28 protein-coding genes are annotated in these 26,811 nt (G+C 44.4%); 10 read left to right on the top strand and 18 right to left on the bottom strand.

Annotation, left to right across the window (positions count from 1 at the left end):
• Nucleotides 1-19: 19 nt before the first annotated feature.
• A complete protein-coding gene (dhaL, locus tag JKJ11_RS21270) occupies nt 20-655 on the bottom strand; it encodes a dihydroxyacetone kinase subunit DhaL (protein WP_252039973.1) in 636 nt (211 codons plus the stop codon).
• Nucleotides 656-681: 26 nt separating this feature from the next.
• Complete coding sequence (gene dhaK / locus JKJ11_RS21265; protein ID WP_252039972.1) at nt 682-1,740, bottom strand: dihydroxyacetone kinase subunit DhaK; 1,059 nt, start codon at nt 1,738-1,740, stop codon at nt 682-684.
• Nucleotides 1,741-2,086: 346 nt separating this feature from the next.
• On the opposite strand from dhaK, the gene JKJ11_RS21260 reads away from it, so the two are divergent.
• The 4 genes from JKJ11_RS21260 to JKJ11_RS21245 all read left to right on the top strand — a co-directional run bounded on the left by JKJ11_RS21260 (nt 2,087) and on the right by JKJ11_RS21245 (nt 7,138).
• The gene (locus tag JKJ11_RS21260; RefSeq protein ID WP_252039971.1) at nt 2,087-3,709 is read left to right on the top strand and encodes a dihydroxyacetone kinase subunit DhaK; all 1,623 of its coding nucleotides are present in this window, start codon (nt 2,087-2,089) and stop codon (nt 3,707-3,709) included.
• Nucleotides 3,710-3,795: 86 nt separating this feature from the next.
• Nucleotides 3,796-5,094: an MFS transporter gene (locus tag JKJ11_RS21255; protein WP_198559133.1), complete on the top strand. Its 1,299-nt coding sequence runs from the start codon at nt 3,796-3,798 to the stop codon at nt 5,092-5,094.
• 15 nt (nt 5,095-5,109) lie between these two features.
• On the top strand, nt 5,110-6,258 hold the full coding sequence (locus JKJ11_RS21250) for a zinc-binding dehydrogenase (RefSeq protein WP_252039970.1): 1,149 nt from the start codon (nt 5,110-5,112) through the stop codon (nt 6,256-6,258).
• A 52-nt stretch (nt 6,259-6,310) separates the two neighbouring features.
• On the top strand, nt 6,311-7,138 hold the full coding sequence (locus JKJ11_RS21245) for a hypothetical protein (protein ID WP_088878822.1): 828 nt from the start codon (nt 6,311-6,313) through the stop codon (nt 7,136-7,138).
• Between the two features lie 98 nt (nt 7,139-7,236).
• On the opposite strand, the gene JKJ11_RS21240 is transcribed toward JKJ11_RS21245, so the two are convergent.
• From JKJ11_RS21240 to JKJ11_RS21230, 3 genes are all read right to left on the bottom strand, one after another.
• Nucleotides 7,237-7,587 (bottom strand): RidA family protein, encoded by a 351-nt coding sequence (locus tag JKJ11_RS21240; protein ID WP_252039969.1) that lies wholly within the window; start codon nt 7,585-7,587, stop codon nt 7,237-7,239.
• A gap of 43 nt (nt 7,588-7,630) precedes the next feature.
• Entirely contained in the window at nt 7,631-8,818 is a 1,188-nt protein-coding gene (locus tag JKJ11_RS21235) for a hypothetical protein (protein WP_252039968.1), read from the bottom strand.
• Between the two features lie 62 nt (nt 8,819-8,880).
• A complete protein-coding gene (locus JKJ11_RS21230; protein WP_006074668.1) occupies nt 8,881-9,036 on the bottom strand; it encodes a DUF3012 domain-containing protein in 156 nt (51 codons plus the stop codon).
• A gap of 175 nt (nt 9,037-9,211) precedes the next feature.
• On the opposite strand from JKJ11_RS21230, the gene JKJ11_RS21225 reads away from it, so the two are divergent.
• The 4 genes from JKJ11_RS21225 (at nt 9,212) to JKJ11_RS21210 (ending at nt 12,455) form a co-directional block, all read left to right on the top strand.
• The gene (locus JKJ11_RS21225) at nt 9,212-9,799 is read left to right on the top strand and encodes a TetR/AcrR family transcriptional regulator (protein ID WP_252039967.1); all 588 of its coding nucleotides are present in this window, start codon (nt 9,212-9,214) and stop codon (nt 9,797-9,799) included.
• Between the two features lie 95 nt (nt 9,800-9,894).
• Complete coding sequence (curA, locus tag JKJ11_RS21220; RefSeq protein WP_252039966.1) at nt 9,895-10,926, top strand: NADPH-dependent curcumin/dihydrocurcumin reductase; 1,032 nt, start codon at nt 9,895-9,897, stop codon at nt 10,924-10,926.
• 116 nt (nt 10,927-11,042) lie between these two features.
• Nucleotides 11,043-11,879, top strand: a complete 837-nt coding sequence (locus JKJ11_RS21215; protein WP_252039965.1) for a MaoC/PaaZ C-terminal domain-containing protein — start codon at nt 11,043-11,045, stop codon at nt 11,877-11,879.
• A gap of 108 nt (nt 11,880-11,987) precedes the next feature.
• Nucleotides 11,988-12,455, top strand: a complete 468-nt coding sequence (locus tag JKJ11_RS21210) for a hypothetical protein (protein ID WP_006074673.1) — start codon at nt 11,988-11,990, stop codon at nt 12,453-12,455.
• Between the two features lie 55 nt (nt 12,456-12,510).
• Here the strand turns inward: JKJ11_RS21210 and artM are convergent, their stop codons facing one another.
• The 6 genes from artM to JKJ11_RS21180 all read right to left on the bottom strand — a co-directional run bounded on the left by artM (nt 12,511) and on the right by JKJ11_RS21180 (nt 16,982).
• Complete coding sequence (gene artM / locus JKJ11_RS21205; protein ID WP_006074674.1) at nt 12,511-13,182, bottom strand: arginine ABC transporter permease ArtM; 672 nt, start codon at nt 13,180-13,182, stop codon at nt 12,511-12,513.
• Nucleotides 13,179-13,871 carry an arginine ABC transporter permease ArtQ gene (gene artQ / locus JKJ11_RS21200; protein ID WP_038227185.1) on the bottom strand — a complete coding sequence of 231 codons (693 nt, stop codon included), beginning with the start codon at nt 13,869-13,871 and terminating at the stop codon, nt 13,179-13,181. Before artQ ends, artM begins: the two co-directional genes overlap by 4 nt.
• A gap of 1 nt (nt 13,872) precedes the next feature.
• Nucleotides 13,873-14,604 (bottom strand): arginine ABC transporter substrate-binding protein, encoded by a 732-nt coding sequence (locus JKJ11_RS21195; RefSeq protein ID WP_252039964.1) that lies wholly within the window; start codon nt 14,602-14,604, stop codon nt 13,873-13,875.
• Between the two features lie 47 nt (nt 14,605-14,651).
• Nucleotides 14,652-15,380, bottom strand: coding sequence for an arginine ABC transporter ATP-binding protein ArtP (artP, locus tag JKJ11_RS21190; RefSeq protein ID WP_252039963.1), 729 nt, complete (start codon nt 15,378-15,380; stop codon nt 14,652-14,654).
• 217 nt (nt 15,381-15,597) lie between these two features.
• On the bottom strand, nt 15,598-15,930 hold the full coding sequence (locus JKJ11_RS21185; protein ID WP_124941360.1) for a DUF5329 family protein: 333 nt from the start codon (nt 15,928-15,930) through the stop codon (nt 15,598-15,600).
• On the bottom strand, nt 15,927-16,982 hold the full coding sequence (locus tag JKJ11_RS21180) for an MBL fold metallo-hydrolase (protein ID WP_252039962.1): 1,056 nt from the start codon (nt 16,980-16,982) through the stop codon (nt 15,927-15,929). The genes JKJ11_RS21185 and JKJ11_RS21180 overlap by 4 nt, the downstream gene beginning before the upstream one ends.
• Before the next feature lie 153 nt (nt 16,983-17,135).
• Here JKJ11_RS21180 and JKJ11_RS21175 point away from each other — a divergent pair, with 153 nt between their 5' ends.
• The gene (locus JKJ11_RS21175; RefSeq protein ID WP_252039961.1) at nt 17,136-17,747 is read left to right on the top strand and encodes a TetR/AcrR family transcriptional regulator; all 612 of its coding nucleotides are present in this window, start codon (nt 17,136-17,138) and stop codon (nt 17,745-17,747) included.
• Nucleotides 17,748-17,759: 12 nt separating this feature from the next.
• On the opposite strand, the gene JKJ11_RS21170 is transcribed toward JKJ11_RS21175, so the two are convergent.
• From JKJ11_RS21170 to JKJ11_RS21160, 3 genes are all read right to left on the bottom strand, one after another.
• Nucleotides 17,760-18,614, bottom strand: coding sequence for an arginase (locus JKJ11_RS21170; protein ID WP_088878816.1), 855 nt, complete (start codon nt 18,612-18,614; stop codon nt 17,760-17,762).
• Between the two features lie 6 nt (nt 18,615-18,620).
• Complete coding sequence (locus JKJ11_RS21165) at nt 18,621-19,355, bottom strand: IclR family transcriptional regulator (protein ID WP_006074682.1); 735 nt, start codon at nt 19,353-19,355, stop codon at nt 18,621-18,623.
• Nucleotides 19,356-19,782: 427 nt separating this feature from the next.
• On the bottom strand, nt 19,783-20,361 hold the full coding sequence (locus JKJ11_RS21160; protein WP_252039960.1) for a porin family protein: 579 nt from the start codon (nt 20,359-20,361) through the stop codon (nt 19,783-19,785).
• A gap of 373 nt (nt 20,362-20,734) precedes the next feature.
• On the opposite strand from JKJ11_RS21160, the gene add reads away from it, so the two are divergent.
• A complete protein-coding gene (gene add, locus JKJ11_RS21155) occupies nt 20,735-21,724 on the top strand; it encodes an adenosine deaminase (RefSeq protein WP_124941356.1) in 990 nt (329 codons plus the stop codon).
• A 72-nt stretch (nt 21,725-21,796) separates the two neighbouring features.
• Here add and JKJ11_RS21150 read toward each other — a convergent pair whose 3' ends face one another.
• From JKJ11_RS21150 to JKJ11_RS21135, 4 genes are all read right to left on the bottom strand, one after another.
• Nucleotides 21,797-23,971, bottom strand: a complete 2,175-nt coding sequence (locus JKJ11_RS21150; RefSeq protein WP_252039959.1) for a TonB-dependent receptor — start codon at nt 23,969-23,971, stop codon at nt 21,797-21,799.
• Between the two features lie 115 nt (nt 23,972-24,086).
• Nucleotides 24,087-24,851, bottom strand: a complete 765-nt coding sequence (gene fecE, locus JKJ11_RS21145; RefSeq protein ID WP_252039958.1) for a Fe(3+) dicitrate ABC transporter ATP-binding protein FecE — start codon at nt 24,849-24,851, stop codon at nt 24,087-24,089.
• Nucleotides 24,851-25,816, bottom strand: a complete 966-nt coding sequence (locus JKJ11_RS21140) for an iron chelate uptake ABC transporter family permease subunit (RefSeq protein ID WP_252039957.1) — start codon at nt 25,814-25,816, stop codon at nt 24,851-24,853. Before JKJ11_RS21140 ends, fecE begins: the two co-directional genes overlap by 1 nt.
• Complete coding sequence (locus tag JKJ11_RS21135; protein ID WP_252039956.1) at nt 25,813-26,811, bottom strand: FecCD family ABC transporter permease; 999 nt, start codon at nt 26,809-26,811, stop codon at nt 25,813-25,815. The genes JKJ11_RS21140 and JKJ11_RS21135 overlap by 4 nt, the downstream gene beginning before the upstream one ends.

Raw genomic sequence — 26,811 nt, 5'->3', positions numbered from 1 at the left:
CAACCTCGTTTGCGGTTGGTTAACCTTCTTTTATAGCTTGAACCAGAGCCTGAATCATCATCAGTGATGATGTGGCACCGGGATCTTGGTGGCCGACACTAGCTTGTCCTAGATGGCTAGCAAGTCCCTTCTTAGCCTGCATTTCTATCGTCGATACAGCACTTTTTTCCGCGGTAGACAGCATATCATCCAGCAACTCATCTATCGGTACTCCTTCAGCCACATGTGTTTGAGCGCACTCCATCGTTGGTACCCAAACATCGCATAATGTCTTGTCGCCTAGGCGGGCCTTTCCTCTGCTAAGCATCCCATCTACGCCTTTAGTTAGGCCATTGAGGAGCTCTTGAAAGGATAGTTGCTCACGGCTGCCAATGGTTGCAGCAGCGCGAACGAACAGCGTGCCATACAATGGGCCACTGGCACCACCTACATTAGACATTAGAGCCATTCCCGTATTCTTCAATATCGTAGCTATGTTCTGTTTCTCAACCGAAGGTAGGTTTTCAGCGACCACTCGAAAGCCTCTATTGAGGTGTTTGCCATGATCAGCATCACCAATATCACGATCTAAGTTGTTGAGAAATAATTGATGTTCGTTATAAGCTTCCGCACATAAAGCAAGCCAATTAACAATGTGCTGTTTTTCGATTTGCATGAGTTGTGTATCCTTACTGCTGCTCGTTACCATCTAAGAGCTGGCGTATCTACGGGCGCGTCAAATAGTTCGATCATCTCTTTGTCTGCTTTCAGAAGCGTAATGGAGAGACCTTCCATATCGAGAGCGGTACAGTAGCTTCCGACCATATTTCTTACAATGTTGAAATTTTCCTGCTGGCAACACTTGGCAAGCTGTTGATACGCTACGTATAGTTGCGAAACTGGAGTGCCGCCAAAGCCATTAACGATAACGATATAGTCATGGCCTGGTTCAAATTGTTCAGTGGTGAACTCGGTTTCGTTCCAGTGACTCTCTTCACGATCCCAGACGTTGATGAAGCGCGAATAGGGAGCGTCTTGTACTAAAGTTGTGAACATTTGACTGACTAGCTCATTCGCATTGGTGTATTCGATGCGTCTCATACCAGGTTCCCCATGAATACCAACTCCAAACTCGACTTCGTTGTCAGCAAGTTCGAAGCATGGATTATCTGCTTCAGGCACGATAGGAGCATTGAGTGCGATCCCCAAAGTTCGACAGTTATTGATCACTCGACGGCCTAGTGTTTCGCACTGTTCCAGCGAATAGCCACGCTCGGCTGCTGCACCAACTATTTTTTCAAGTAAAACGGTGCCAGCACCTCCACGGCGTCCCGTGGTATATAAGCTATTTTGCACTGCAATATCATCATCAATTAAAACTGACCCGACTTTAATGCCATCTGCTTGCAGCAGTTCTACGGCCAGTTTGAAATTAAGTACATCTCCGGTGTAGTTCTTAATCAAAAACAGCACACCTTTGTCAGTACTGACGCGACTTGCACATTCGTAAATTTGATCAGGTGTTGCTCGAGTGAAAATCTCGCCGGGACATGCTCCTGTTACCATACCTTTACCTACAAACCCAACGTGCATGGGCTCATGTCCAGAAGCGCCGCCTGATACTAAAGCAACCTGGTTTGGTGAAAGGTCATGCCAAACGTAAAGAGGACTCTCATTAACTTTGATTTCTGGGCGAGAGGCAGTGAGTCCAGCCACTTGATCGAGCACCACTTGTTCGACGTCATTTATTAGTTGTTTCATGTTTTTATCTAAACGCTCTATTTGTAGGGACTGAGACCATCTTATGTCTAGCTAGGAATAGTGGCAATGATTTTGATTTGTTCCCAAATGAAACAGCTGTTTTTTTACTTGAGTTTCAAGTTGAAACAACAGGGTGGCGGCCATTAAAAAAACGTGACGAAATTAAAAGTCACCCCAATAAGAAAATAGTAATGAGTGGATAATTGAAACAACAATCAAAATTCAAAACCAATCTCAACGCTATTACTTCTTAATTTCCAATCTGGCTATTTATTATGACTCCAACGCTAAACGGCACTTGGAAATTTACCAATAAGTAACGCCGTCAATTAACCAAGGGATTAAAATGTCAGATCTTATTTTGAACACGAAGCAATCATTTGTTTTAGATTCTATTTCTGGTTCGCTTTACGCGGCGAAAAACAATAACTTGACCTTATTAGATTTCAATAACGATATTAAAGTCGTTGCTCGTAGCGATTGGCAAAAAGACAAGGTTGCTATTATCTGTGGTGGTGGTTCTGGGCATGAGCCTGCGCATGCGGGGTTTGTTGGCAAAGGTATGCTTACGGCTGCGGTATGTGGTGATTTGTTTGCAGCACCAAGTGTCGACGCTGTGCTTAATGCCATCCTTCATGTAACAGGAGACTCGGGCTGCCTTGTCATTATCAAGAATTATACTGGTGACCGTTTAAATTTCGGGCTTGCTGTAGAGAAAGCAAAAGAGATGGGGTACAAGGTTGACCTGATTGTCGTTGGTGATGATATCTCTATTCCAGAAAACCCTCAGCCACGTGGCATCGCTGGAACCCTATTTGTACAGAAAGTCGCGGGATTCGTTGCGGAGAGTGGTGGTTCGTTAGAGCAGGTGAAGCAAGCGGCAATGGACGCGCATGAGAACACGGCATCGATTGGAGTCGCTCTGACGAGCTGCTCGCTTCCAGGAGAAAGCAAAGACAGGATTGAGCTCGGTAAAGCAGAGTTAGGTCTGGGTATTCACGGCGAGTCGGGTATTGAAACGATTGAGCTACCGACAGCAAATGAGCTTGTTGCTTTGATGGCTAACAAGTTAAATCAAGCGAAACCTACGACGGAAAATGCCCTGCTTCTTAATAACTTAGGTGGATTGTCGCCGATAGAAATGAATGTTGTTGCGAAAGCGCTGATGGAGTCTGAAGTCGGTCAGAAAGCCAAGTTTATTGTAAGTGGTGCGCTAATGACTGCGGTTGATATGAAAGGTTTTTCGATTTCAACGATTCAACTTTCAGAAACTATTGAGCCAGCACTCATTGCTGATGTAGAGACAGAGTCCTGGCCAGGTATGGTTGCACATCGTGAGTTGCCAACTTTGGCTTGCGAAAACAGAGTGACTAAGAAGGAATATACCGCTTCCTACGATGAAGAAACTGCGTTGGTGCTGAGAAAAGTCTGCCATTCTATTATCAACATTGAGTCACAGTTGAATCATCTAGACTCTATCGTTGGTGATGGCGATACAGGTTCCACCTTCTCTGCTGGTGCGAGCAAAGTGCTGGCTAAACTGGAGGCCAATGAGCTACCTCTTCAAGACATCGCTAAATTGATGGCAGCGATTGCCGATTGCTTAACGTCTGTGATGGGCGGTTCTTCTGGCGTGTTGCTCTCTATTCTGTTTACTTCAGCTGGTCGTGACTACGACCTTAATGGTTCATTACCAAAAGCTTTGCAAGCGGGTCTTGATCAGATGATGAAATATGGCGGAGCCAAACCAGGCGACCGCACAATGATTGATGCTCTTTACCCCGCTTTAAATCAGTGGGTAGAGCAAGGGTTCGATGCAGCAATTAAAGCAGCAAAAGCAGGCGCAGAAGCGACCGCTAATATGACAAATGCTAACGCTGGCCGTTCTTCATATCTGAATAGCAACAGCTTATCAGGAACCAAAGATCCTGGCGCATTTGCGGTCGAAACAGTATTTAACCAATTCTAATAATAAGTTAACTCCAATCCAATAATAAACGCGTCAATTAGTGCTGACTAATTGACGCTCATAACCGATGAACAAAAGGTAATAATATGAACAAGTCCAATTTGGCGCGATATTTCCAATTCGCGCTCGTAATATTAGCCGCCGGGGCAGTATTCCCCTTGGTTTATTTAAAAGCGCAATATCAAGAAACAATTCTTGAAGTGTTCCAAATGAGTGTTACCGACCTAAACAATATTTACTCCATTCTTGGTTTGGTATTTATCGCAGGTTATTTCCCTAGTGGGGTATTGAGCGATAAGTTCAGTGCTAAATCATTATTGGTCGTAAGTTGCTTAGGTACTGCGGCAGGTGGTTTTTGGTTTGCTCAAACACCTGAATTTGGCGGCGTAGTAGGGTGCTTTATTGTTTGGGGTATCTTCGCGGTACTTACTTTTTGGTCAGCTCATATGAAGCTCACCAAAATGCTGTCAACACCTGAAGAAGAAGGTCGTTTCTTTGGCTTCTTAGATGGAGGACGCGGCCTAGTCGAGGCAGCTCTGGGCAGTATCGCTCTAGCTCTGTTCACGACAACACTTGGTGAAAGTGTTGCACTGGCAGATAAAGAGACAGCTCTGAAGTCTGTTATCTACATGTATGTGATTGCGCTAGTCGCTATTGCAGTGCTGGTGGCTTTGTTTGTAAAGCCAGCGGAAGAGCGCAATGTAGAAACTGGGGAAGACGAAAAATTCCGTATGGCTGATGTATCTAAAATCATCCGCAATAAGTTCGTCTGGCTCCAAGGTTTGATTATTTTCTGTGGCTATACGGTTTTCTGGTCAACCTATTACTACGGTGGTCACCTTCAGACAAACCTCGGAATGAGTGCCGTTACGGTAGGTTCGATGATGGTAGGTGTGCTTTGGATGCGTCCAATTGGCGGCTTCTTAGGCGGTTACCTAGCAGATAAAATTGGCAAAGCTACAACGGTTGCGTCTGGCTCAATTCTAGCCTGTATATGTTTATTTTCGCTAGCCATGGTTCCCAACTCTGCGGGCACTACAGTTATCGGCGGCCTAGTGCTTCTAACGGCGGTGTTTGTCTATGTTATTCGCGGTACATACTGGTCTTTACTTGGTCAGGCAAAAATCCCAACAGCACTTACTGGTACCGCAATCGGTGTTATCAGCCTAATTGGCTATCTACCAGACATTTTTATTCCTCAAATGAACAGTGTCCTATGGAGCATGTTCGGCAACGAAGGCGGCTATCGCGCTTACTTTGTGGTCACTGTGATCTTTGGCGTTATTGGCGCTGTCATCGCAATTGCGTTCAATAACATGACTAAGAAAGCAGAAGTCCAATCCAAAACTACACAAGCTCGCAGCGTTGAGCTGCCATCATCATGATTAGAGAGAAAACACATGAAAGTTAATTTACATATCAATAAAGACAAGAATCGTTTTGAAGTTAAAGAAGGCGACAAAACAATGAAGGCAGTGGTCACTATGGGCAATGGTGGCTACGAGATGCTGGAATACAAAGATGTTCCTATGCCGGTTATCAGTGAAGGCGAAGTGCTTATTAAAGTACTTGCAGCTGGCGTGAATAATACCGAAATCAACACGCGACTGGGTTGGTATTCACAGAAGGTGACACAAGGCACGAACAACCTATCTGAGGATGAGCATGAGATTGGTGATGCGGCTGAAGAGAAAGACGGTGGCTGGAACGCAGAAACGCCATTCCCATTTATTCAAGGCACGGACTGCGCAGGTCTGGTCGTAGAAGCCAAGGATGAAGCTGACCAACACTTGGTCGGGAAACGTGTACTTATTCGCGCATGTATTCGTCACGAAGGCTTCGATTCTAAAGAAAATATCTGGATGGCTTCTGATTTTGATGGCGCGTTTGCTCAGTACGTGAAAATAACGGCAACGGAAGTCTTCCCTGTGGAATGCGACTGGAGTGATGCTGAGTTAGGCACAATTCCGTGTGCGTATGGCACGTCTGAAAACATGGTGCAACGTTCTGGTGTGAAAGCAGGTGACCGCGTTTATGTAGCGGGCGCTTCAGGTGGTGTTGGTTCTGCTGTAGTGCAACTTGCGAAACGTCGTGGTGCGTATGTCATTGGTGCTGCAGAAGGCGAAGATAAAATTGAACGTGTACGTTCATATGGTGCGGATGAAGTGATTGATTTTGGCCGACATGCACTTGAGGTTCTTGGTGAAATGTCGGTAGACATCATCATAGATAACGTTGCAGGCGAAAACTTCGCAAACAATCTAAAAATGCTGAAACGTGGTGGCCGCTATGCATCTTCAGGTGCGATTGCTGGACCTTTAGTAGAACTTGATTTTCGCACCATGTATCTACGAGATCTAACGCTTATCGGTTGTACTGGTTGGGATGAACCAGTGTTCCCAAGTTTGATTGAAGCGATTGAAAAAGGCGAGATCAAACCTGCGCTCTCTAAAACATTCCCGCTTTCTCACATCGTTGAAGCTCAAGAGGAACTTCAGAGTCGCAAACATGTAGGTAAGCTTGTCCTTATCCCTGACCACGAAGATTAATTTATTCTGGCCGGGGCTCTCAATGCTTCGGCCTTTTTGAGAGGAAATTAAGATGTCTATTTTTGAGAAAGTTCACGAGCTCAAACACCCAACTTTGACTAAGGAGAACTGGGGGGAAGAGCAGCCGCTTGTGCGATTCAATTTTCTTGGTAAAGAGCTGGATATTAGTCAGCCTTCATCAACATTCTGGGTATATTTACTTGGTGTGATCGTTACGCTAGTTGGTGTTCAATTCCTTGTTATGCAAGATGGTCAAATGTCCCGTATTTGGTGGGGGATTTCGATGATCCTTTGGGGTGTTGGCGCGATCATCGCTGGTACCAGTTATCAGGCATTCGGTTATGAGCTTAAGGCCAAACACAGAGAAGAGTGTTCATGGACGACATGGTGGGAAGTGATCTATCTTATCTTCCAACAAGTTAGTATGAATGCAATGACAGTTGCGATTGCCTACTCCTCAATACCTCCCGAGTCAATTTGGTTCGATATCTTCATTTGGTATGCCGCATTAATGACGGTTGGCTACACCATTATTACGTTCTGGGGAGCGTTTACGGCAACTAAGTCGGTCATCACGTTTGAGTTTATGATGTTCGCATCTTTGCCAAGCTTCATCGCTTTCATTTTCATCAATACTGTTAGCTACATCAAAACGGGCGCGACTTACGATTTGTTATGCATGATTTCATGGGCGCTCATTTATGCCTCTTACTACTTCTATGATAAGTACTGGAAAATGGGTATCGGTGAGGTTCTTTGGAAACAGAAGAAAATCTGGTTCTCTGAGAATGATGTGCTTCATGTCATCCTTGTCGTCTGGTCGTTGGTTATGATTGCTGTTCCGTTTTATACATTGGATTACGTTAACTTGATTCAATAATCAGCTTGGCATACGACTAAACTAAAAACGCCTGATGAACGTCATCAGGCGTTTTTGCCAACTATGTTTATTTGAGCATTCAATTTCGAGCCAAGTTACTAACGCTCAGCTGCAACAAACGCAATCTCAACCAGCAAGTTAGGGTCTGCGAGCTCAACTTTCACACATGCTCGACTTGGTGCAGTGCCTTCAGCAAACCATTCATCCCATACTTCGTTAAATGCATCAAAATTGGCAAAGTCAGTAAGAAAGATGGTAGCGGATAGAATGCGTGATTTATCGCTGTTCATCTGCGTCAACATCTGTTCTGCTTGTTCGAAAATCTGTTGTGTCTGACCTTTAACGTCGGCAGAGGTGTCCGCTTCTGCGACTTCCACAAAGTGACCGATTCCATTAAATACAGTGATATCAGACCAACGTTTACTTGGGTTTATTCTATTGATTGTCATGGTTTTTTCTCATATCAAAAAGACGTTGTATTGTACTTTAAAGTTACAAGTAGGCTAAGCTAATTTCCTGCCACTTATCATTTCCAATAATACCGATGACATGGTTTACAAAGGCATCGGGAAGGTTGAAGTCGTTGCCTGTTTGTAACAATGGGACGAGTGTATCGAGAGAGCTTTGATTCGCTTGTAGTTGCTCGTCGAGCGTTTGCCAGAACGCGGGACCTTTAACATAAAACAACGGGTAATATTGCATGTCGTTCTCGATGGATACTTTTTTACCCGCTTCTATCAACCCTACATTTCCAAGGTGCTGAAACTCTTTCGATGCCTTTTCCCAATTTTCGACGGGCGAAGGTTTGTTGCTCAAGTCGGTAAATTGTAGGGATTTGATAGCGTAATATTCAGCTAATCCCTCTTCTGCCCATACGGGTAATGAGCGAGACCCCATGAAATGAATGGACTCATGGGCTGTCACTTTTGCAAGATGAAACATACTGTCCTTGGCAAAAGCTCCCTTGTCAGTGAGCACATTGCTTAAGAGGATATTGTATCCAGCCGCACCTGAAACATTGCGTTGGCTTTTATCTTTAGAGAAATAGATGAGCTGCCACTGACGCGGTTGTTTGTCGTTAAAGACGGAGCTCAGATAATCTAATTGTTGCGTCAAGTTTTGAAACCATGAACTGTTAGATTTAAGCAGTGGCAAGGCATTACTTTTCACTACGACGGTAGAAGAACCGATATTCATACGCTCATAAGGCATACCCCAAACCACAAAAAGAGGCGGCTGATCTGAGTTAGGCATTGCGCTGCAGACGTTGTTTGGGTCGCAAACTTCAATGTCTTGCCCTTGAATGGTGGGCAGTGAGTTCCATTCGCTCAAAAAGTGCCAGCCTTCATTTGGCTCATAGGTATTAACTTGTTGTGCAGGTTCGAATTCGTCAGATGTTTTTGCTTCAAATCTGACAATCCAGGATATTTGGCGACAGGAAATAGGAGAGTCAAAACTGACGGTTGAACTTTGTCCATTGTTGGAGAGGCAGCGGATGTCAGAGAGATCTGACGAGCTGGTGGTTCGTGGCTTGGAAAGTTGGAATGTTCCAATGTCAGAGGTATCCGCCTGAATTGTGATTTGCTTTGGGTCGGCGTCGTGAGTAGTTATTTGATACTTAACTGCGGCATGAGTAGAGAAGGAGAGCCACGCTAAGGTGACAATAAGTGAACGTATCATTTTGAAGTCCCATTGTTTTTTTAATGGGACTATCTAAGGCTACTTTGGTTCAGTTAGCTTGACTAAAAGATACAATGTTTAGCGTAATCGCTTGCTTCGTTCGCTGTCCAGTCGCCTTTGGGTTTCTCTTTCATGTCTTTACACCACGCTTCGCTGCCGACTTCAGTACAAGCCATCAGTGGTAAAGTGAGCAAAAACATCAATACAATTTTCTTCATCATTCCCTCGTTTTTCTGAAGATGTCAGATTGAAAGGGATTGTAACTCAAAAAACAAAGGTAAGTCATGCTTGGGTCACTGTGGTTGCAGTAACAATACGTTCGTACCGAACTGTGGAACATGAAGATATTACAAATCACTAGACGACTGGTCTAATTGTTTGTATGGTAGCGGCATGAATGCAAAAACAAACGAAACAAGACAGCATATCCTTGATGTGGGGTATCAGTTAATACTATCGAAAGGCTTTACTGCGGTGGGTTTGTCGGAGTTATTGAAAGCAGCAGATGTACCGAAAGGGTCGTTTTATCATTACTTTAAGTCTAAAGAGCACTTCGGAGAAGTTTTGATTGCCTGTTATTTTGAAGGCTATATGGAACGTATTGAAGCTCTGTTCTGTAGTGAAAACGGCACCGGTTATGAACGTTTAATGAGCTATTTCAATCGCTGGCTTGATATTGAATCGGGACGCTGCAATGCACATAAATGCTTAGTAGTTAAGTTAGGTGCTGAAGTCTCTGATTTGTCTGAAACCATGCGTTCGGAGCTACTGACTGGAGCGGAGCGAATCGTTGCAGCAATTGCAAAGTGTATTGAGTTAGGTATCGAGGATGGCTCTATTGCTATTCAAGATAGCTTGAGCACTGCCAGTGCCGTCTACCAACAATGGTTAGGTGCAAGTCTGCTGAGTAAGCTCAGCCAAGACACGGCACAGTTGAGGGTAGCCCTATCAGTGACCGAGCAGCTGTTAAAGCGTAAGTAATTAATTTATAACCTGTTTATACAACAGGTTTTTTTATCAAATAAAACTAGACGACTGGTCTAATATTAAAGGCAAAAGAACAAAAGGGAATCAAGATGTCACAAGAAAATAACCGAAGAATTGTCTTAGCTTCACGCCCTGTGGGTGCACCGGTAAATGAGAACTTCCGTTTGGAGTCGGCGGTAATTCCTGAGCCAAAAGATGGGGAAATGCTGTTAAGAGCGATTTATCTGTCTCTTGACCCTTACATGCGAGGTCGAATGAGTGCTGCAGAGTCATATGCGGATCCGGTTGCCTTGGATGAGGTCATGGTCGGCGCAACGGTTTGTCAGGTTGAGCAATCAAACAATGAAAACTTTGAGCAAGGCGATTGGGTTCTGGCTTATACAGGATGGCAAGATTACGCCATCTCTAATGGTGAAGGGCTAGTGAAACTGGGTAAGAACCCAAGTCATCCTTCATTTGCACTTGGTATAATGGGTATGCCTGGTTTTACCGCTTACATGGGCCTTTTGGATATTGGTCAACCTAAGGCGGGTGATACTGTGGTTGTGGCTGCCGCAACTGGGCCAGTTGGTGCAACGGTAGGTCAAATCGCGAAACTTAAAGGTTGCAAAGTCGTCGGTATTGCGGGCGGTGCCGAGAAGTGTCAGCACGCAAAAGAGGTACTAGGTTTTGATGAGTGTTTAGACCATAAATCAGATGACCTGGCGCAGCAACTTGCTGAAGCTTGTGGTAATGGCATCGATGTCTACTTCGAAAACGTTGGTGGTAAAGTATTCGATGCGGTATTGCCATTGTTAAATACGGGTGCGCGCATCCCTGTATGTGGTTTGATTTCTCAATACAATGCAACGTCACTACCAGAAGGACCTGATCGTATGTCAATGTTGGTAGCAACTTTGCTTATTAAGCGGATCAAGATGCAAGGCTTCATCATTTTTGATGACTACGCACACCGTTATGATGAGTTTGCAACTCAGATGGGACAATGGCTTGCAGAAGGTAAAATCAAGTACAAAGAACACCTAGTAGATGGTTTTGAAAATACACCAGAAGCTTTCATGGGCCTATTGGAAGGTAAGAACTTCGGTAAGCTGGTTATCAAGATGAATGAGCCGAAATAATTGACCTGAATTCAGATAAATAATCTAGCGCCTCTCATTTGAGAGGCGCTATTTCATTGGAGCAAGACAAGGTAAACTAGGCCTAATCAGTAACAGCCACGTTTACGGTATTTTCAATGCACATTGATGCTTCTCGCTCCAGTCGATATTCCACTCTACTATTCAAAGCCTTACTGAAAAGGATCGATGTCGATGCTATTACTTGTATTGGGCCGCTATCGCTAACCAATTCAAATTTCCATTTTGATACAGAAAAGCTTCAGCGTTATAAGGACTACTTCGGCTTTAGCAAAGGCTCCGTACCATTACCGTTTCTATTTGTTGCCACTCAAAATGAGCAATTGCAACTGTTCACTCATCCAAATACCTCTATTCGCCCTCTAGGGTTAGTTCATGCCTCTATAGAGTTTGAGCAGTTTGATGAACTTGACGGCGAACAAAGTTACGAGTTTCAATTGGAGTTACAGGCAGAGCAAAAAACTGACCGTGGATTGAGTTTTGAAGTACGTGGAGCTTTTTACCGCTCAGGGCAGATGGTTGCGAGGTATCGATCTGGATATTTGATGCCGACTAAACGCAAAAACGTGAGATCCAAGAATAGTACCCCTGCGCTGTCGACCTCGTTGCCTGAACTAGCCACGTTTACTGTTAGCGTCAGCCAAGCACGAGAGTACGCAAAATTATCGGGAGACTATAATCCAATCCACCTGGCTCGTTGGTCAGCTAAATTGTTTGGATTTAACAAGCCTATTATTCATGGGATGTATATGGTGGCAAAACTTTTGAAATTTGAATCTGACTCAACTGCTATTCATCATGTGGGCTTTGTATTTAAGAAGCCTATCTTAATGCCGACAGACGTAAAAGTGGTTCAAGATAAAGCACAAATCCTATGTATTAACAGCGAAGGAAAATGCTTTATTGAGATGGTGCCTAACAAAACATGTAAATAGTCTGTGTCAGTACTGAGAATGGCGACATTAACATACAATAACGGACAATAAATCGAGCAGACTTTTTGTAGCATAGCACCCCTCCACATAGTATTCGGAAAAACTGGTATGGTAAGCCGCATCGCTTTACTCATTGTTCTTATCGCAACTAGCTCTACTGTGTTTGCGACAGAAGACTCTGTCAAAGAAGAGAATCATCAGGTTGATGAATGGAAAGGCAATGTTGACGTCACGTTTGCAGGGTGGACTGAGCACTTAACCTCAACGGGCAGAAACCAGGATAACTATATCGTTGGTGTTCGTTACAAGAGATGGGAAGCATTTACGCTACTAAACAGTTTTGATACGCGTTCGTACATCTTGTCTTACCATCCTCAGTTCGACTGGACCCCTTGGGCAAAAGTTGGCTTAAGAATAGGGGGAATTACCGGATACACAAAAGAGCAGAACAGCGTACAGCTTGGTGGTATCACGCCAGTGTTTGCTCCGACTCTAACATTACATTATAAACATCTGGGGTTTGAGACAGCCCTGTTTACTGATGTGTTGGTATTCTCAATGAAAGTAATGATTTAAAGTGGAGCGCTTGCTCCACTTTTTTAGCTGCTAATCTTTTTCAGCGCCAGTGGATTTAGCGTGCTGCTTCAAAAGCCAGAGCTTTTTTCTCAACTTGTCTGAATATCAAAGTAAGAATGCCATTGACCCCAAGATAGAAAAGCCCTGCCACGCTGAAGACGACGAGTGTGTCGTAAGTTTGAGCATTGATACGCTGTGCGTAGCCCATAATATCCATAATGGTGATGGTACTGGCCAGCGATGTGCCTTTAAATACTAAGATCACTTCATTAGAGTAAGCTGGTATCGCTCTGCGAATCGCAAACGGAAGCAAGACACGCAGCGTTGCTTTCATATCCATCCCTAGCGCACGACATGCCTGCCATTGACCTGATGGAATAGCATTGAACGCACCTTTAAATAGCTGAGTACTATACGCCGCTGTATTAAGTGCAAGGGCAAGCATGGCACAGAACCAAGGTTGGCTTAGCCATGTCCACAAAAAACTTTCTCTAATGACTTCAAACTGCCCCGGCCCGTAGTAGACCAGAAAGATCTGAACCAATAATGGTGTACCAGTAAAAAGAGTGATGATGCCACGCGTTAGCCAGTGAACTACTGGTGTTCGAAGGATCAAGCTAAGCGTCATCAGCAACGCAAGCAGGCAGCCTACGATCAGTGCTACTACAGTGAGCTGTAGGCTTGTTTGCAAGCCATCGACCATTTGCCAAACATGTTGTTGATTCATGCTGTAACTCCTTTGCTACCGACGGCCATTTCTTTTGAGGAGAACTTTTTATCTAGTACTTTTACTGCTTTTTGAGTAATCAATGTGATAACAAGATAAATCGCCGCTGCGGTCGCATACCAAGTAAACGCTTCATGTGTCGCCGCAGAGGTTAATTGTGCTTGTTTCATTAAGTCTGTAACGCCAATTAGTGAGACTAAAGCGGTATCTTTTAATAGTACGAGCCATTGGTTGGTAAGTCCGGGTAGGGCATGCTTAACCGCTTGTGGCAGTACTATTCTAAAGAAAACACGTGCACGACTTAGGCCTAATGCACTGCCAGCTTCACGCTGACCACTGGGTACCGCTTTTAGTGCTCCACGAATGGTTTGTGCTGCATAAGAGGCAAAAATTAACGAGAGTGCGATGACACCAGCTAAGAACGGGCTAACCTCAATGAAATCTCCCGTAATCAGAAACAAGACTTGTGTAGAACCAAAGAAGATAAACAGAACGACTAGAAGTTCTGGCAAGCCACGAATAATGGTGACGATTGCCGTGGTTGGCCAAGAGATGATTTTGTGGCGAGACATCTCGCCACCAGCAAAAATGATCGCCAGTACTAAGCCAACCAAAAGGCTGACGAAAGCAAGTTGGATGGTTACCCAACTTGCTTGTACGAGTGACGCCGAGTAACCCGTTAAACCCATATTAATTACCGAAGTACTTATCGAAAATAGCTTGGTATTCGCCGTTTTCTTTTACTGTTTTAAGTGCTGTATTTAGCTGGTCAACCAATGCTTGGTTGTCTTTGTTTACGGCGATGCCGAAGCCGTTACCAAAGTATTTTTGGTTAGTAATTTGGTCACCAACGTAAGCCAGTTTATCGTTTTTCTTAAACCACTCTGCGACAACTGCCGTGTCACCGAATACAGAGTCAATACGACCATTTTGCATATCGATAAACGCATCTTGGTAACTGCCATAAGGTACGGCTGTTACGCCTGGCATTTGCTCTAATAGGTAGCTTTGGTGCGTTGAACCGTTTTGAACACCTACACGCTTACCTTCTAGTGCTGCTTGTGACGCAACCTTACCTGTCATCGCTACGAAAGCCGCTGAGTTGTCGTAATAAGCATTGGTAAAGCTAACCTGCTGCTGACGGGCCTCAGTAATATCGATACCAGAAATCGCTGCGTCGTAGCGTTTGAACTTAAGTGCAGGAATTAAGCTATCAAATGCTTGGTTATGGAAGCTACATTTGGCTTCAATCTGTTTACATAGCGCGTTAGCAAGGTCTACATCAAAACCTTGGATCTGGTTATTTTCATCGACATATTCGAATGGTGCGTAAGTCGCTTCCATTGCAAATTTAATTTCTTGTTGTGCCATTGCGCCGTAAGAAGCCAGACCAATCAGTGAAGCAAGTAACATCTTTTTCATAATAATTCTCCTTGTCAGATTGCGATGAAGGCAATCTCCATTGTTATTTAGTGTGTTAAGTAGTCAGCAAAAGCTTGAGTAGTTGGGTTTTTAAATGCGTCTTTTTTGCCATGTTCGATGACTCGGCCTTTTTCGAGATAAAGAACATGACTGGCAATTTTCTTCGCAAAATCAACTTCATGTGTAACAACCACTTGAGTGATGCCCGTTTCACTCAATTCGTTGATAATATTGACGATCTGCGTTGTGATTTCAGGATCAAGCGCTGCTGTTGGTTCGTCAAAGAGCAAGACTTCAGGTTTCATCATCAATGCTCTTGCAATAGCAACGCGCTGTTGCTGACCACCTGATAGTTGTAGTGGCCACGCATCGGCTTTATCAGCGAGTTGAAGTGTAGAAAGCATTTTTAAGGCTTCTTGTGTGGCTTGCTCTTTCGAGACGCCTGCTACCTTAGTGGGCGCTTCAATTAAGTTCTCCATTACCGTCATATGAGGCCAAAGGTTATACTGTTGGAAAACCATCCCGACTTGCTTACGAAGCGCTAAACCTTGTTTTTCAGATACTTGTTGATCGAAGTCGTAGTCATTATTCGCAATACTGAGCGCCCCGCCATCTGCCATTTCCAGCAAATTTAACAAGCGAAGTAGAGAGCTTTTACCAGCACCACTCGGACCTAAGAGAACCAAGGTTTCACCCTTGCCGCAATGAAAGCTGACATCGTGCAAAACTTGAGTCGTGCCGTAGAACTTATTGAGGTTGTTTGCTTGAATACCCATGCTGATTTACTGCATTAAAAATCATTGTGTGAACTATACTATCAGAAGTGTTATTTATGCAATAAAAATGTATAAAAATTTTAATTGTTAAAATTATGTATCGATTTATGGTTGAAAAGTAGACATCTCTATTGTGTGGGTCAGGGTGGATCTTAGGGCTAGTGGGTATAAGAAAAGCGCTTGGCTTTCAACCAAACGCCTAGTAATCAAAAGAATATTACTTCAGTTTCAATTGCTGAGTTAACCAGTCAGCACTTGTAGTTTGTTTACCTTGGCAGATAACGTAGTAGGGTGTTCCGGTGAACCAACTTTTCGACGCTACTTCTTCAACAAACACCTGAATGGAGGCTACATCATCCTTAGCGTAGTTCCATTTTCGGGTTAAGTGTTCTGCTGCTTCTTTACCATTATGGCTATCACCGTTACGTATGAAGTCGCAATCAGATTGTCGCATTTGATTAATCAGATATCGTACATCTTCCTCAGTATTGGCGAAGGCGTTGGAGCCTATCAGTAGTCCACCTATCAGAAGTGAATGAATTAGCTTCATTGATTCCACCATTGCTTAACTGGCGTTGGGTTGTGAATTTCCAAACGCTGTCCAATCTCTGGCGAGGCCATAGTTACACCACGTTCCTGACTTATCTCTAGAGCTCTGCTCATCGGTTCATGCCAATCGTGCATGGACAAATCAAAAGTGCTGTTGTGAATAGGCATCATGACCTTACCTTTGACGTCGATATGGGCTTGCACGCTTTCTTCAGGGAACATGTGGATTTGTGACCACAACTTGTTGTAGGCGCCAGTTTCAATCATAGTAAAATCAAAAGGCCCATATTTCTCGCCAATTTCAGCAAATCCTCCAAAGTAACCAGAGTCTCCAGAAAAGAACACGTTGGCTTGTTGACTGTTAATGACCCAGCTACCCCAAAGGGTAGAATCACGGTCCGTTAAGCCACGACCAGAGAAATGCTGAGTCGGTGTCAGGGTATATGTGATACCGTTGACCTCATGCGATTCCCACCATGCAAGTTCGGTAATCTTGTTTTTAGGTACTCCCCATTTGACAAGATAATCACCTACTTTTAGTGGCACAACAAAGTGATTAACTTTATCTGCCAGTGCTTTGACTGAGGCTTTGTCTAAGTGGTCGTAATGGTCGTGACTGATGATAACCACATCTATCTGCGGTAAATCTTCTAGGGATATTGGCGTCTTATGAAAGCGTTTAGGCCCAGCCCATTGCACCGGCGATGCTCTATCGCTGAAAACTGGATCTGCCATGACCAACTGGCCATCTAGCTTCATAATAACGCTAGAATGTCCTAGCCGATAAACCACATCTTGTTGCTCACTCAACAATTGTTCTGATGTCATCACATGTACAGGTAAGTCGAAGGTCGGAGTTGGGGCATCGCGCTCAGTGGTGAAATAAGACTTCATGATCTTAACGATGTCGCTAAAGCTCGATTGGTATTCCAACTCAGTATTGACGTATTTATCTGGATAACGCTCGAGGTCTTTCTCTGTGTTGCTGCAAGCGGTTAAGGCAGTGGTACTCATTGCTAGAACTCCTATTGAGGCGATTAGTGACTTTCTCATGATATTTCCTATCGCGATTAAAAGACGGGCTGTAATGAGATCGATAGCTGAAGTCTTTTGTAAACTAACCAGTGTAGTTTACTTTTAAAATGTGAAAAGTAAACTGATTAGTGTAAAATACGGGAAGAAAAATTCGAGTTGTCGAGTAACCCAATGACAGAAAAGAAAAAAACGCGAAGCGAAATGAAGCGCGAGGCTATTATTGAAGCGGCTAAACACGCGTTTCACGAGTTTGGTGTACATAATACTAGTATGGATAAACTCGCGGCGATGGCCGGTGTGTCGAAACGAACGGTATATAATCATTTCGAGTCAAAAGAAGTATTAGTTATGAGTTTGCTATCGGATTTGTGGCGACAATCTATGATGGATGTTGACTTGCAACCTTTGGCGTCGATGGATCTCAAACAGCAGCTAGTCTATTTACTGTCGCATGAGATAGGCATCTTGAACAATCCTGCTTATATTGATTTGTCGAAGGTTGCGTTTGGACATTACTTTTATCGACCAGAGGAGCTGAAAGCTCAAGCGGACAAAATGTCGAAGCAAGAAACTGCCTTATACAAATGGTTAGAGCACAAGAATGATCAAAAACAACTGACTATTCCAGATATTAGTGTGGCAAGCGTTCAGTTGCATAGCCTAATTAAAGGTAGTTGCTTTTGGCCACAATTGATGGGAATGACGGATACATTGCCCGACGAAGTTGCTCAGCAACTTGCGTTGTCTACTGCCGAGCTCTTCTTGGCTCGCTATCAGGTGTAACGATTGATTTATCTAGGAAAAGAACAGCCCTGTTTCTTGGACAAGAAGCTGGGTTGGTTTAGAGTAAATGTGTTGTTCCTTAGCACCCACAAGCTGAACTAATAGCACCTTATCTGAAGCTAAACACTGACGTAGCACTCGCAATACCATAGCCACATCGAGCTTGTGCTTCTCTAGGTTTGAGTTGTGTCTCGAAATAGAAGGCAGATCGATGGTTACAACCAGTCTGTCGCAGTGACTGATAAATCGCGCAAGCTGCTCTTTGATCATTGCTCGATTTCTGTACACCACCTCATTTGAAAGAAGCCAATCACATCCCATATCTTCCGCGTACTCTAACTGTTTTTTGTTGCAGCGATTATTGTCGATGCCGATATGAAAGGCGCGGCACTCATTATATCTGTTAAGTGCGAAATGCAGCATTGAACCGACTGTGACATCAAGACATTGATCGAGTAGCAATTCTGCGTTGATGTTTACAATACCAATTTCATCTTTGTCGATCAGTAGATTGGGAATAATGTCGAGCAAGGTTTCGTGGCAATTGGTAATGACGAGCGGCATTGCACCAACCGCAAGTTGTTGGTTGAGCTGACCGGTGAAGTCGCGTTTTGCAACTGGGCTTTCGAAGTAAGGTCTTTCGGAGCAGTAACTACCCAGAATTGGATAATGGCCAATTTTTCTCATTGAATGAGAATTTTGTTGTGAGCTTAGCCAGTCGTAGGCGGTTTCTAGGAGGGAGTCAGCGTCTTCAAACTGGGCATTATTCATAGGCTTGATGGCTTCCGATACCGTGAATACGGAAAGTTGGCTCTCTAAAGCAGGATGATAACGACGTTTCCAGATTTGTTTGAAGACGTTGAGCATGATGAATTACCTTTCTGGTGGCAGCGCCCTTGCTGCCTGCAATACATGTAGAATGAATCTGTCCTTGTTGGCTTCTACACGATAGGCAGGAGCCATAATGGAAACAGCACCAATTAATTTCGAGCCTTTCATTACTGGCGCACTGATGCCCGTTACACCCGGGTCGAACTCAGACGTACTGATGGCAAATCCCTGACGACGAATCTGCTCCAGCTCCTTATTCCAATCAGTGACGTTTTCGTGTTCACCGAAATGACGCAGTATTTTTTCGCAACGAGATTCTGGTAAATAAGCCAGCATCACTTTAGATGAAGCCCCGCGAAGCAAAGGTTGGCTCTGTCCTCTTACATAGCTACAGCGAAGTGCTTGCGCACTCTCTTGCAAGCTTACACATAGAGCACGATAGCCAACTGGTACCATGTAAGCTGACATCTCACCAGTCTGCTTTTGTAGTCGGAACAATATGCTCTCTATTGCTTCTAGGTTGTGTGTACTTGATTGATAGCTGTGCATCAACATCAGAGCAGCTGGACCAACAATCAGTGTTTTGTCGTGTGGACTCTCTTCAATAAGGTTCCACTCTTTAAGCAGCTTTATATGACGATAAAGACTGCTGAGAGGAACGCCGAGTTGAATGCTTAAATCTTTTGCTGAAACAGGCGTATCAGACACGGCAACTTGCATTAAAAGTTGCAGTGGCTTTTCATTAACCTGAGTAGTGGGTTGCTGTGTATTTCCCATATCTGTGTTATCTATTATCAAAACCAATTACGCAATTTATATTCCTACTGAATAAGAAAGGAAACAAAAATCTTGCGGCTCATTCTCATTAGATGATAAGTACAGGTTTTGGAAATGAACGAGCGAAGAAAGACCTAGGTGAGCTCATAATGAGCACACTACATTAATGGCTTGTTTATCAATAGGGAGCTGTGACTGCTTCTTCTTCACAAATACTCGGTTTCGCTACATAAGCACGACTCCTTACGTCTATTTTGTTGCCGAAAATGAAGGTTGAATGGAGAGTGTTGTCGTTAGTTAGATTCTTTTGTTTGGCGACCGTGAGACAGCATTTATCTATAAAGCAGGTTGGTCTTTTTAGGTCGATATAAAAAAAGCCACTTCGGAGAAGTGGCTTTTTTAAGCTAACTGACGTGCTTGAGATAGCTTAGAATTTGTATGATGCGCCTAGGTATAGGGAACCGATGTTGTATGTATCTGTATCCACTCCAGCCATATCAACGTTAAATGCGTCTGCTTCATATGCTAAACGAAGGCCAAGACCATCGATTTGTGCTGGCATGTACTCAACGCCGACACCATATCTAAATCCAGTTGCAGAATCATCTTCGCTGTGACCGTTAGCTTTAAGTTCAGCAGATACTCTCGATAGACCTACAGTTGCAAATGGGCGAATGCCATTATCGAAGGTATAACCAAGATTAGCAGCCAGCGATAGAGCAGTTGGAGTGATTTCTACACCTTTAGTGAACTTACTATCTGAAGTTAGAGCACCGTAGTTTGTGTAACCACCTTCTAGAGAAACAATGCGGTTAAACGCATATCCGCCATAAATACGCCAAGAACGTTCACCATCAAATGTCGGAGCGTAAGAACGATCCTTATTTTCTAGTTTACTTTCCATTAAACCATAACCACCACCCACGTAAAAACCTGGATCTGCCGCGCCTGCAAATGCGCTAGTTGCGAATAGACCTGTTAAAACGAGTGCCACTGCTTTTTTCATTCTGATACCTATTAAATAGTCTTGTAAATTGTTTCGGGGCGTACTCTAAAGAGTTTCGAATCTGATGTCTGTGAGGAAATGTCGTGAATTGTGTGGGAACTGTCTGGATGTGTGTGGAGTTAATATCTGTGAACTCCACTTTTCAAAAGCAAACGTTTAACCTAAAAAAAGTGAACTATCTCACTAAAAAATAGGCAGTTGAGGTGGCTTTATATTAGATTAATCAGTATAAATGCTCTCCATTTCCTTGAGCTCTTCGACGCGGGTCATGTATGTTTATGTAACAAGTGCATACACTTGTCGCCTTTCTGCATGGAGTCGGAGTGAGTAAATGGAAGAATGAGGCTTATCAACTATTCCAAGAGAGGTAACGATGAACTATAAACAACTACCAAAAATCGACCTTCACTGTCACTTAGATGGCAGCGTGCGACCTGAAACCATCATCGAACTTGCCTCTATCCAAGGTGTTGATATTCCCTCTCAGGATATTGAAGTTATTCGTGACTTGATGATTGCCCCTGAGACGTGCTCAAACCTACTCGAGTATTTAAAGCGTTTTGATCTACCTTTATCTGTGATGCAGACCAAAGAAGCCTTGGAACGTATCGCCTTTGAAGTCTATGAAGATGCGGCACTTGAAAATGTTAAGTATATGGAAGTTCGTTTTGGCCCTCTCTTACACAGAGAGCAAGGTCTGAATATTGAAGAAATCATCAGCTCAGTAGTGGCTGGCATGAAACGAGCAGAAGAAGTACACGGCATTAAAGGCAACATTATTCTGTCTTTGCTACGCCATATGCCAACCGATGAGATTAATGATGTTATTGATGTTGGTGCTGCGTACCTAGGTAAAGGTGTAGCAGCATTTGACCTCGCGGGTGGAGAAGAGCTTGGATTCTGTGAGAAATTTGTTCCGTTTGCGAAATATGCAAAAGAGCAGGGTTTGAACGTCACGATTCACGCTGGTGAACAAGGCGAAGGGCAGAACGTTTACGATGCCATTACCATGTTAGGTGCAGAGCGTGTGGGACATGGCATTCATATCGCCACTCATCAACAAGCGTTTGACTTAGTGCATGAAAAACAAGTGGCGTTAGAAACGTGTCCGAGCAGTAATGTACAGACAAAAGCGGTGGAAAGCATGACTGTACACCCGATTGAGGATTTCCGTCAGCGTGGTATTCCAGTCACCATCAATACTGATAATCGCACTGTATCGAATACGACAATGACGAAAGAAGTTCAGTTGGTGATTGAGCAGTTTGGATTATCCGAAGAAGACTATATGCATATCTATCGCAATAGCGTTAATGCTGCTTTTACTAACGATGCGATTAAGCAACAGCTATTAGCTGTATAGCAGTTGCTGGTTCGAATGTAAAAAGCCCGCTTCATTGAAGCGGGCTTTTTTATTGTTCAGTGTTGTCAGCAATCAAAAATCGATTTCGTAACCGAGACTGAATGTTCGACCACGGCCAGAGAAATAATACGCATTGTGGTGGCGTATCTGGCTAAAGTAGTTGATGTACTGCTCGTTCAATAGGTTTTCAATACCGACACTGATACGACCGTAACGCTGCATATCGTAGAACATAGATACATCCATTAAGCCATAGCCGTCAAACTGCTGTGCACTACCGGCATCGTTTTTCTCTTTACTGCGAGAAAACATATGGTTGTATTGTAGACGACCATTCCAACGGTCAGAGAAGCTGTGGTTGACTGCCATCAATAGGCGATCAGGAGATAGGTTCTTAAGATCCATATCACTATCCACCGAGCCATCTTGATTGGTATCTACTTGACCTTCTACGTGAGCATATAGTGCCTGAATCTGTGTAGTAGGCAAAATATTGTAGGTCGCGGTGAACTCGTAACCTTTAATATCGGTGCGTTGGCGTACAACATCATAAGTACCGCCGCTGTTAAGGCTTAGGTTCGCACCATCTTTAGCGATGGACATATAAGTACTACCACTGACAAACCATTTGTCATCGCTGTAGCTTAGCCCCACTTCGTAGTTATCCGTTACAACAGGTTTCACCGCCGGCATGGTGTTGAAGTCGATAGGTGCACCGCCTACAGGAGCAACGACGGCTGGACCACCGATCCAGTTACCACGCAGCACACGTCCAATGTCTGGCAAACCGAAGCCTTGGCTAAAGCCAACGAATGAACTGATACTTGGGGTAAAGTCATAAACAGCACCAGCATTAAAGACGGCCTGAGAAAAGTTTTGTTCGCCGCCAATAATATCAACCTGACGATGCCCTGCGTTACCATAGCCCCACAAGGTTTGACCATCTGCAACCGTTACTTTGGTATTTTCAAAGCGAACACCACCTGAAAGGCGTAGAGAATTGGTGACTAGCATATCGCCCTGAATAAAGGGAGCTAAGCTCTGGTACATCATATCTGGTGTTACATCTTTACCAGATTGAGTGAGAGTTTGCTTTGTGGTGTCTTCCAGACCGTCTAGACCAATGACCCAGCTATCATCCCAGCCAAGAAGATCGGTTTTGACATAACTTAGCTTAAAGCCTTTTTTGGTCGATACGATAGCGCCTTGATCATATTGTTTGTTTGCTGTTGGCCACCATGATGCTTCACCAAATACCGCTTCAAAGTCTTGGTAAAAGGCTTGGAATTTCAGCTCGCCACCAAAGAAGTCATAATGGTCATAACCAAAGTTATACAGTTCCGCATAGTTTGACGTAGGATCGCCAGAAGGTGTGCCCGGAACTACGGTTCCCGGAACGCCATTTTGCCAGTCGCCAGGAACACTAACGTAGTTCTGGTTGCCTTTTAGTTGGTAGCGACTAGCACTGAAGCTGACGCGTTGATTGCCGCCATCAAAGTTATAGCCGCCTTTAGCGAGAAAGTTTGTGGCATTGGAATCTTGCGTTTCACCTTGGATGGAGTTCATGCCGATCGGGTTGCCATTACCATCGTAATACAGCCCTTGTTGCTCCCACGCACCGCCAATAAAGAGATCGTAATCTTCGTCATACTGACTCAGATTGTAATAGACTTTACCACCTGTACCATCTTCCTTTAGGTTTGAGGTTACGCGTGTTCCAACGGTCTGCTTCCAATGGTCGCCTGGTTTAGCACTTTTTGTCACGTAGTTAATGATACCGCCAGTGGCGCCGTTACCTTGTACGGCACTTGCCCCTTGAACCACTTCCACACGCTCTAGCATTGAAGAATCTACGGTGTAACCGTTACGGTTACCATTGCGAAGTGGGTTATTTTGCGGAACACCGTCGACCATGATAAGTGCGGTACGTCCACGAAGGTTTTCGCCTTGGGTAGAGAGCTTTTGTCGACTTGGCGTCATGCCCGGAACTAGGTTGGCGATAACACTGGTTAGGTCATCGGATACCGCAGTTTGTTGTTCCAGTTCTTTTTCTGAAATGACATGAACTGAGCCCGGAATTTTATCTGTATCTTGACTGTAGCGGGTCGCAGTAACGACCATATTTTCGTCAGTTTTCTGTTTGTTTATTGGCTGTGATTCGTTTACTTCTTCTGTCGCAAATGCTTGTCCGATTGACAGAGCGAGAAGCGAAAGGGAGACGACTTTCTTCCCAGTTTGATTTGCCATGTGTCCTGATTACCACTGTGTTTCTCATTAGGGTGGCGATATTAATGCTTTTGATAATAGTTATCAATAACGTTATTATTATTAACGAAAGGCGATCTATAACCTATTGATATAATTATCGTGCTACACACATAGGTGAACCAGAAATAGGGTCTTCAATCACCAACGCATCAAGGTCAAAGACTTCTTTTAATAACGATTGGGTAAACACGTCTTTTGGAGTGCCATGGGTTACGAGTTGCCCTTGCTTTAGCACCACCAAATGATCACAGTAACGACAGGCTTGATTTAAATCGTGCAGTACCACAATGACCGTTTTTCCTTGTGTATGCATCTCTTGCATCATCCGCATGAGCTCAATTTGATGAGATAGATCCAAATAAGTCGTTGGCTCATCAAGCATCACAATTTCAGTATCCTGAGCGACGATCATTGCGATCCAAGCACGTTGTCTTTGACCTCCAGAGAGCGCATCAATTGGGCTTTGTGCAAGTGTCTCTACACCAGTTGCTTGCATTGCATTCGCTACAATCGCTTTATCTTCAGGGGACAATTTGCCCCAGTGAGAGGTATAAGGCGCGCGACCATACTCCACCAGTTTTTGAATCGTGATTCCTTCCGGGCTGGTATGGGTTTGTGGGAGCATAGAAAGGCGTCTGGCCAAAGACTTGGAGCCGTACTCATCTAAGGGCGTAGAATCAAGTAGGACTCTTCCAGATTTAGGCTTGTTTATCCGAGCTAACGTTTTCAATAACGTGGACTTTCCACATCCATTAGGACCAATAAGCGCAGTAATTTTGCCTTTCGGAATCGTCAAATTCAGATTTTCAATAATAGTGTTGTTGCCATAGGCAACGTTCAATTTCTCGACAGACAGCATTACCAGCCCTTGTAACGTTTGAGTAGGAAGATGAAATAGGGTGCGCCAATGACAGAGGTTAGAACGCCAGCAGGAAGTTCGATCGGCGGCGAGATCCCTCGAGCGATGGTATCGGCAGTAAGGACAAGAAGAGCACCAATCACAGCGGAGCCCGTCAGCAAAGCTTTATGATTATGTCCGAACAGTAGCCTAGCGAGATGCGGTGCGAGAAGACCAACAAAGCTTATCGTTCCGGCGATAGACACACTCAAACTGGCAAGCATGACGGCGCAAATCAGTGCCATGGCTTGCACTTTATCAAGCTCTACACCAAGGGAGATGGCGGATTCATCGCCGAGACCAACAATGTCTAGTCGCCATGCGAGCCACAATGAAAGAGGCAGTAAGATAGCAAGCCCCATCCAGATATAAGGCATTTGCTCCCAGCCTCGTCCCCATAGACTGCCGGTGAGCCAAATCATTGCAGTATTGATCTCGATTGGGTGCACCACTAGCAAATAATCGATGCCGCTAGCAAGAAAGGCACTGATAGCAATTCCAGTGAGTGCCATTCTGGCTGGTGGTAGTTGAACTGAGCGCGCGATGATGATCAGCAATAACCCCACAGATACGCCACCAATCATTGCGGCAACTGGCAGCATCCAAACTGGTGCATTGGGGAATACTGTCAATAAAAGTGTGGCAACAAACCCAGCACCAGCACTTACGCCGATTAAATCTGGTGAGGCGAGAGGGTTGCGGATCACGCCTTGGACCAACGCTCCAGAGATTCCTAATCCAGCACCAACACCAATGGCGAGGAAGAGACGTGGAAGTCGATAGTGATTGACAACGAAATCGTACTCGCCACCTTTAAAGGCTGTTAAGGTTATTTGCGACAATGATAAGTCAGCGACTCCTACTAACAAACTGAAAACAGACAGTGCGAGGGTCGTCGAGATAAGGACTAGCCAAGTTCTACTCATGAGCTAAACCGACTTTTTATAGAAAGAAAAATGAAAAAGGGCGTGCCTATCAGCGCAGTAACGATACCAACCGGTGTTTCTGTGGGAAAGGCTATACCCCTGGCAAGTACATCTGAACACATGACTAAGATTGCCCCCAATAATGCACTCGCGGGAATGAGAGCGAAGAAACTGTGTCCAACAAGTTTGCGTGCAATATGAGGAATTAACAGACCGACAAAGCCAATAGGGCCTGCAATGGAAACACTGATACTGGTTAGTAAAATAATAGCCACGAAAGCCAGTAATCGAATCATGCTGGTGTTTACGCCTAAGCCTGTAGCGACATCGTTACCAAGAACTAGCAGGTTGAGAGGATGAGCAAGCGCCCACGCTAACGCTAACCCCACAACACTAATTGGCAATAACTGGTGCAGGGCAGACCAATCTAAGTTACTAATTGAGCCAATGAGCCAAGATTGCACGCTATAGGCTTGATCGTCAGCAATAATAATCGTTGCGCGTGTGAGTCCTAGCAACAAAGCGTTGATAGCGATGCCCGCTAGTACCAGTTTCACAGGGTGTGGACGATCATCAAAAGCGCCACCAAGAAACATAACCAACAGACCACTTAACGCGCTGCCAACCGCACCCATTACCGCGGTTGGCAAGGATAAAGATAGGAAGCCAAAGCTACTCAACACGATAAATAGTGCTGCTCCAGAATTGATAGCAAGCACGGATGGTGAAGCGAGGGGGTTACGAGTCAATCCTTGCATGAGAGCGCCTGCAACAGCGAGGTTAGCTCCAATTAATGCACCGCTGAGTACACGAGGCATTCTTAGCGTTGCGATGATTTGATGCTCCATGCTAGCTGAGTCAAAGTGTAGCCAGAAGCCCTGCAATGATTGAAAAGATAGGTCAAAGCTAGACCACGCCACTAAAGAGAGATTTAGGCTCAGCAACGTACCAGCAATAAGTGCAAGCCAGAGCTTGCACTGTGTTGATTGAAGCAT

Source organism: Vibrio sp. SCSIO 43133 (assembly GCF_023716845.1).
GTDB classification, from domain to species: domain Bacteria; phylum Pseudomonadota; class Gammaproteobacteria; order Enterobacterales; family Vibrionaceae; genus Vibrio; species Vibrio mediterranei.
The sequence above is the reverse complement of the archived record's forward strand: the minus strand, read 5'-3'. Positions and strand labels throughout refer to the sequence as shown.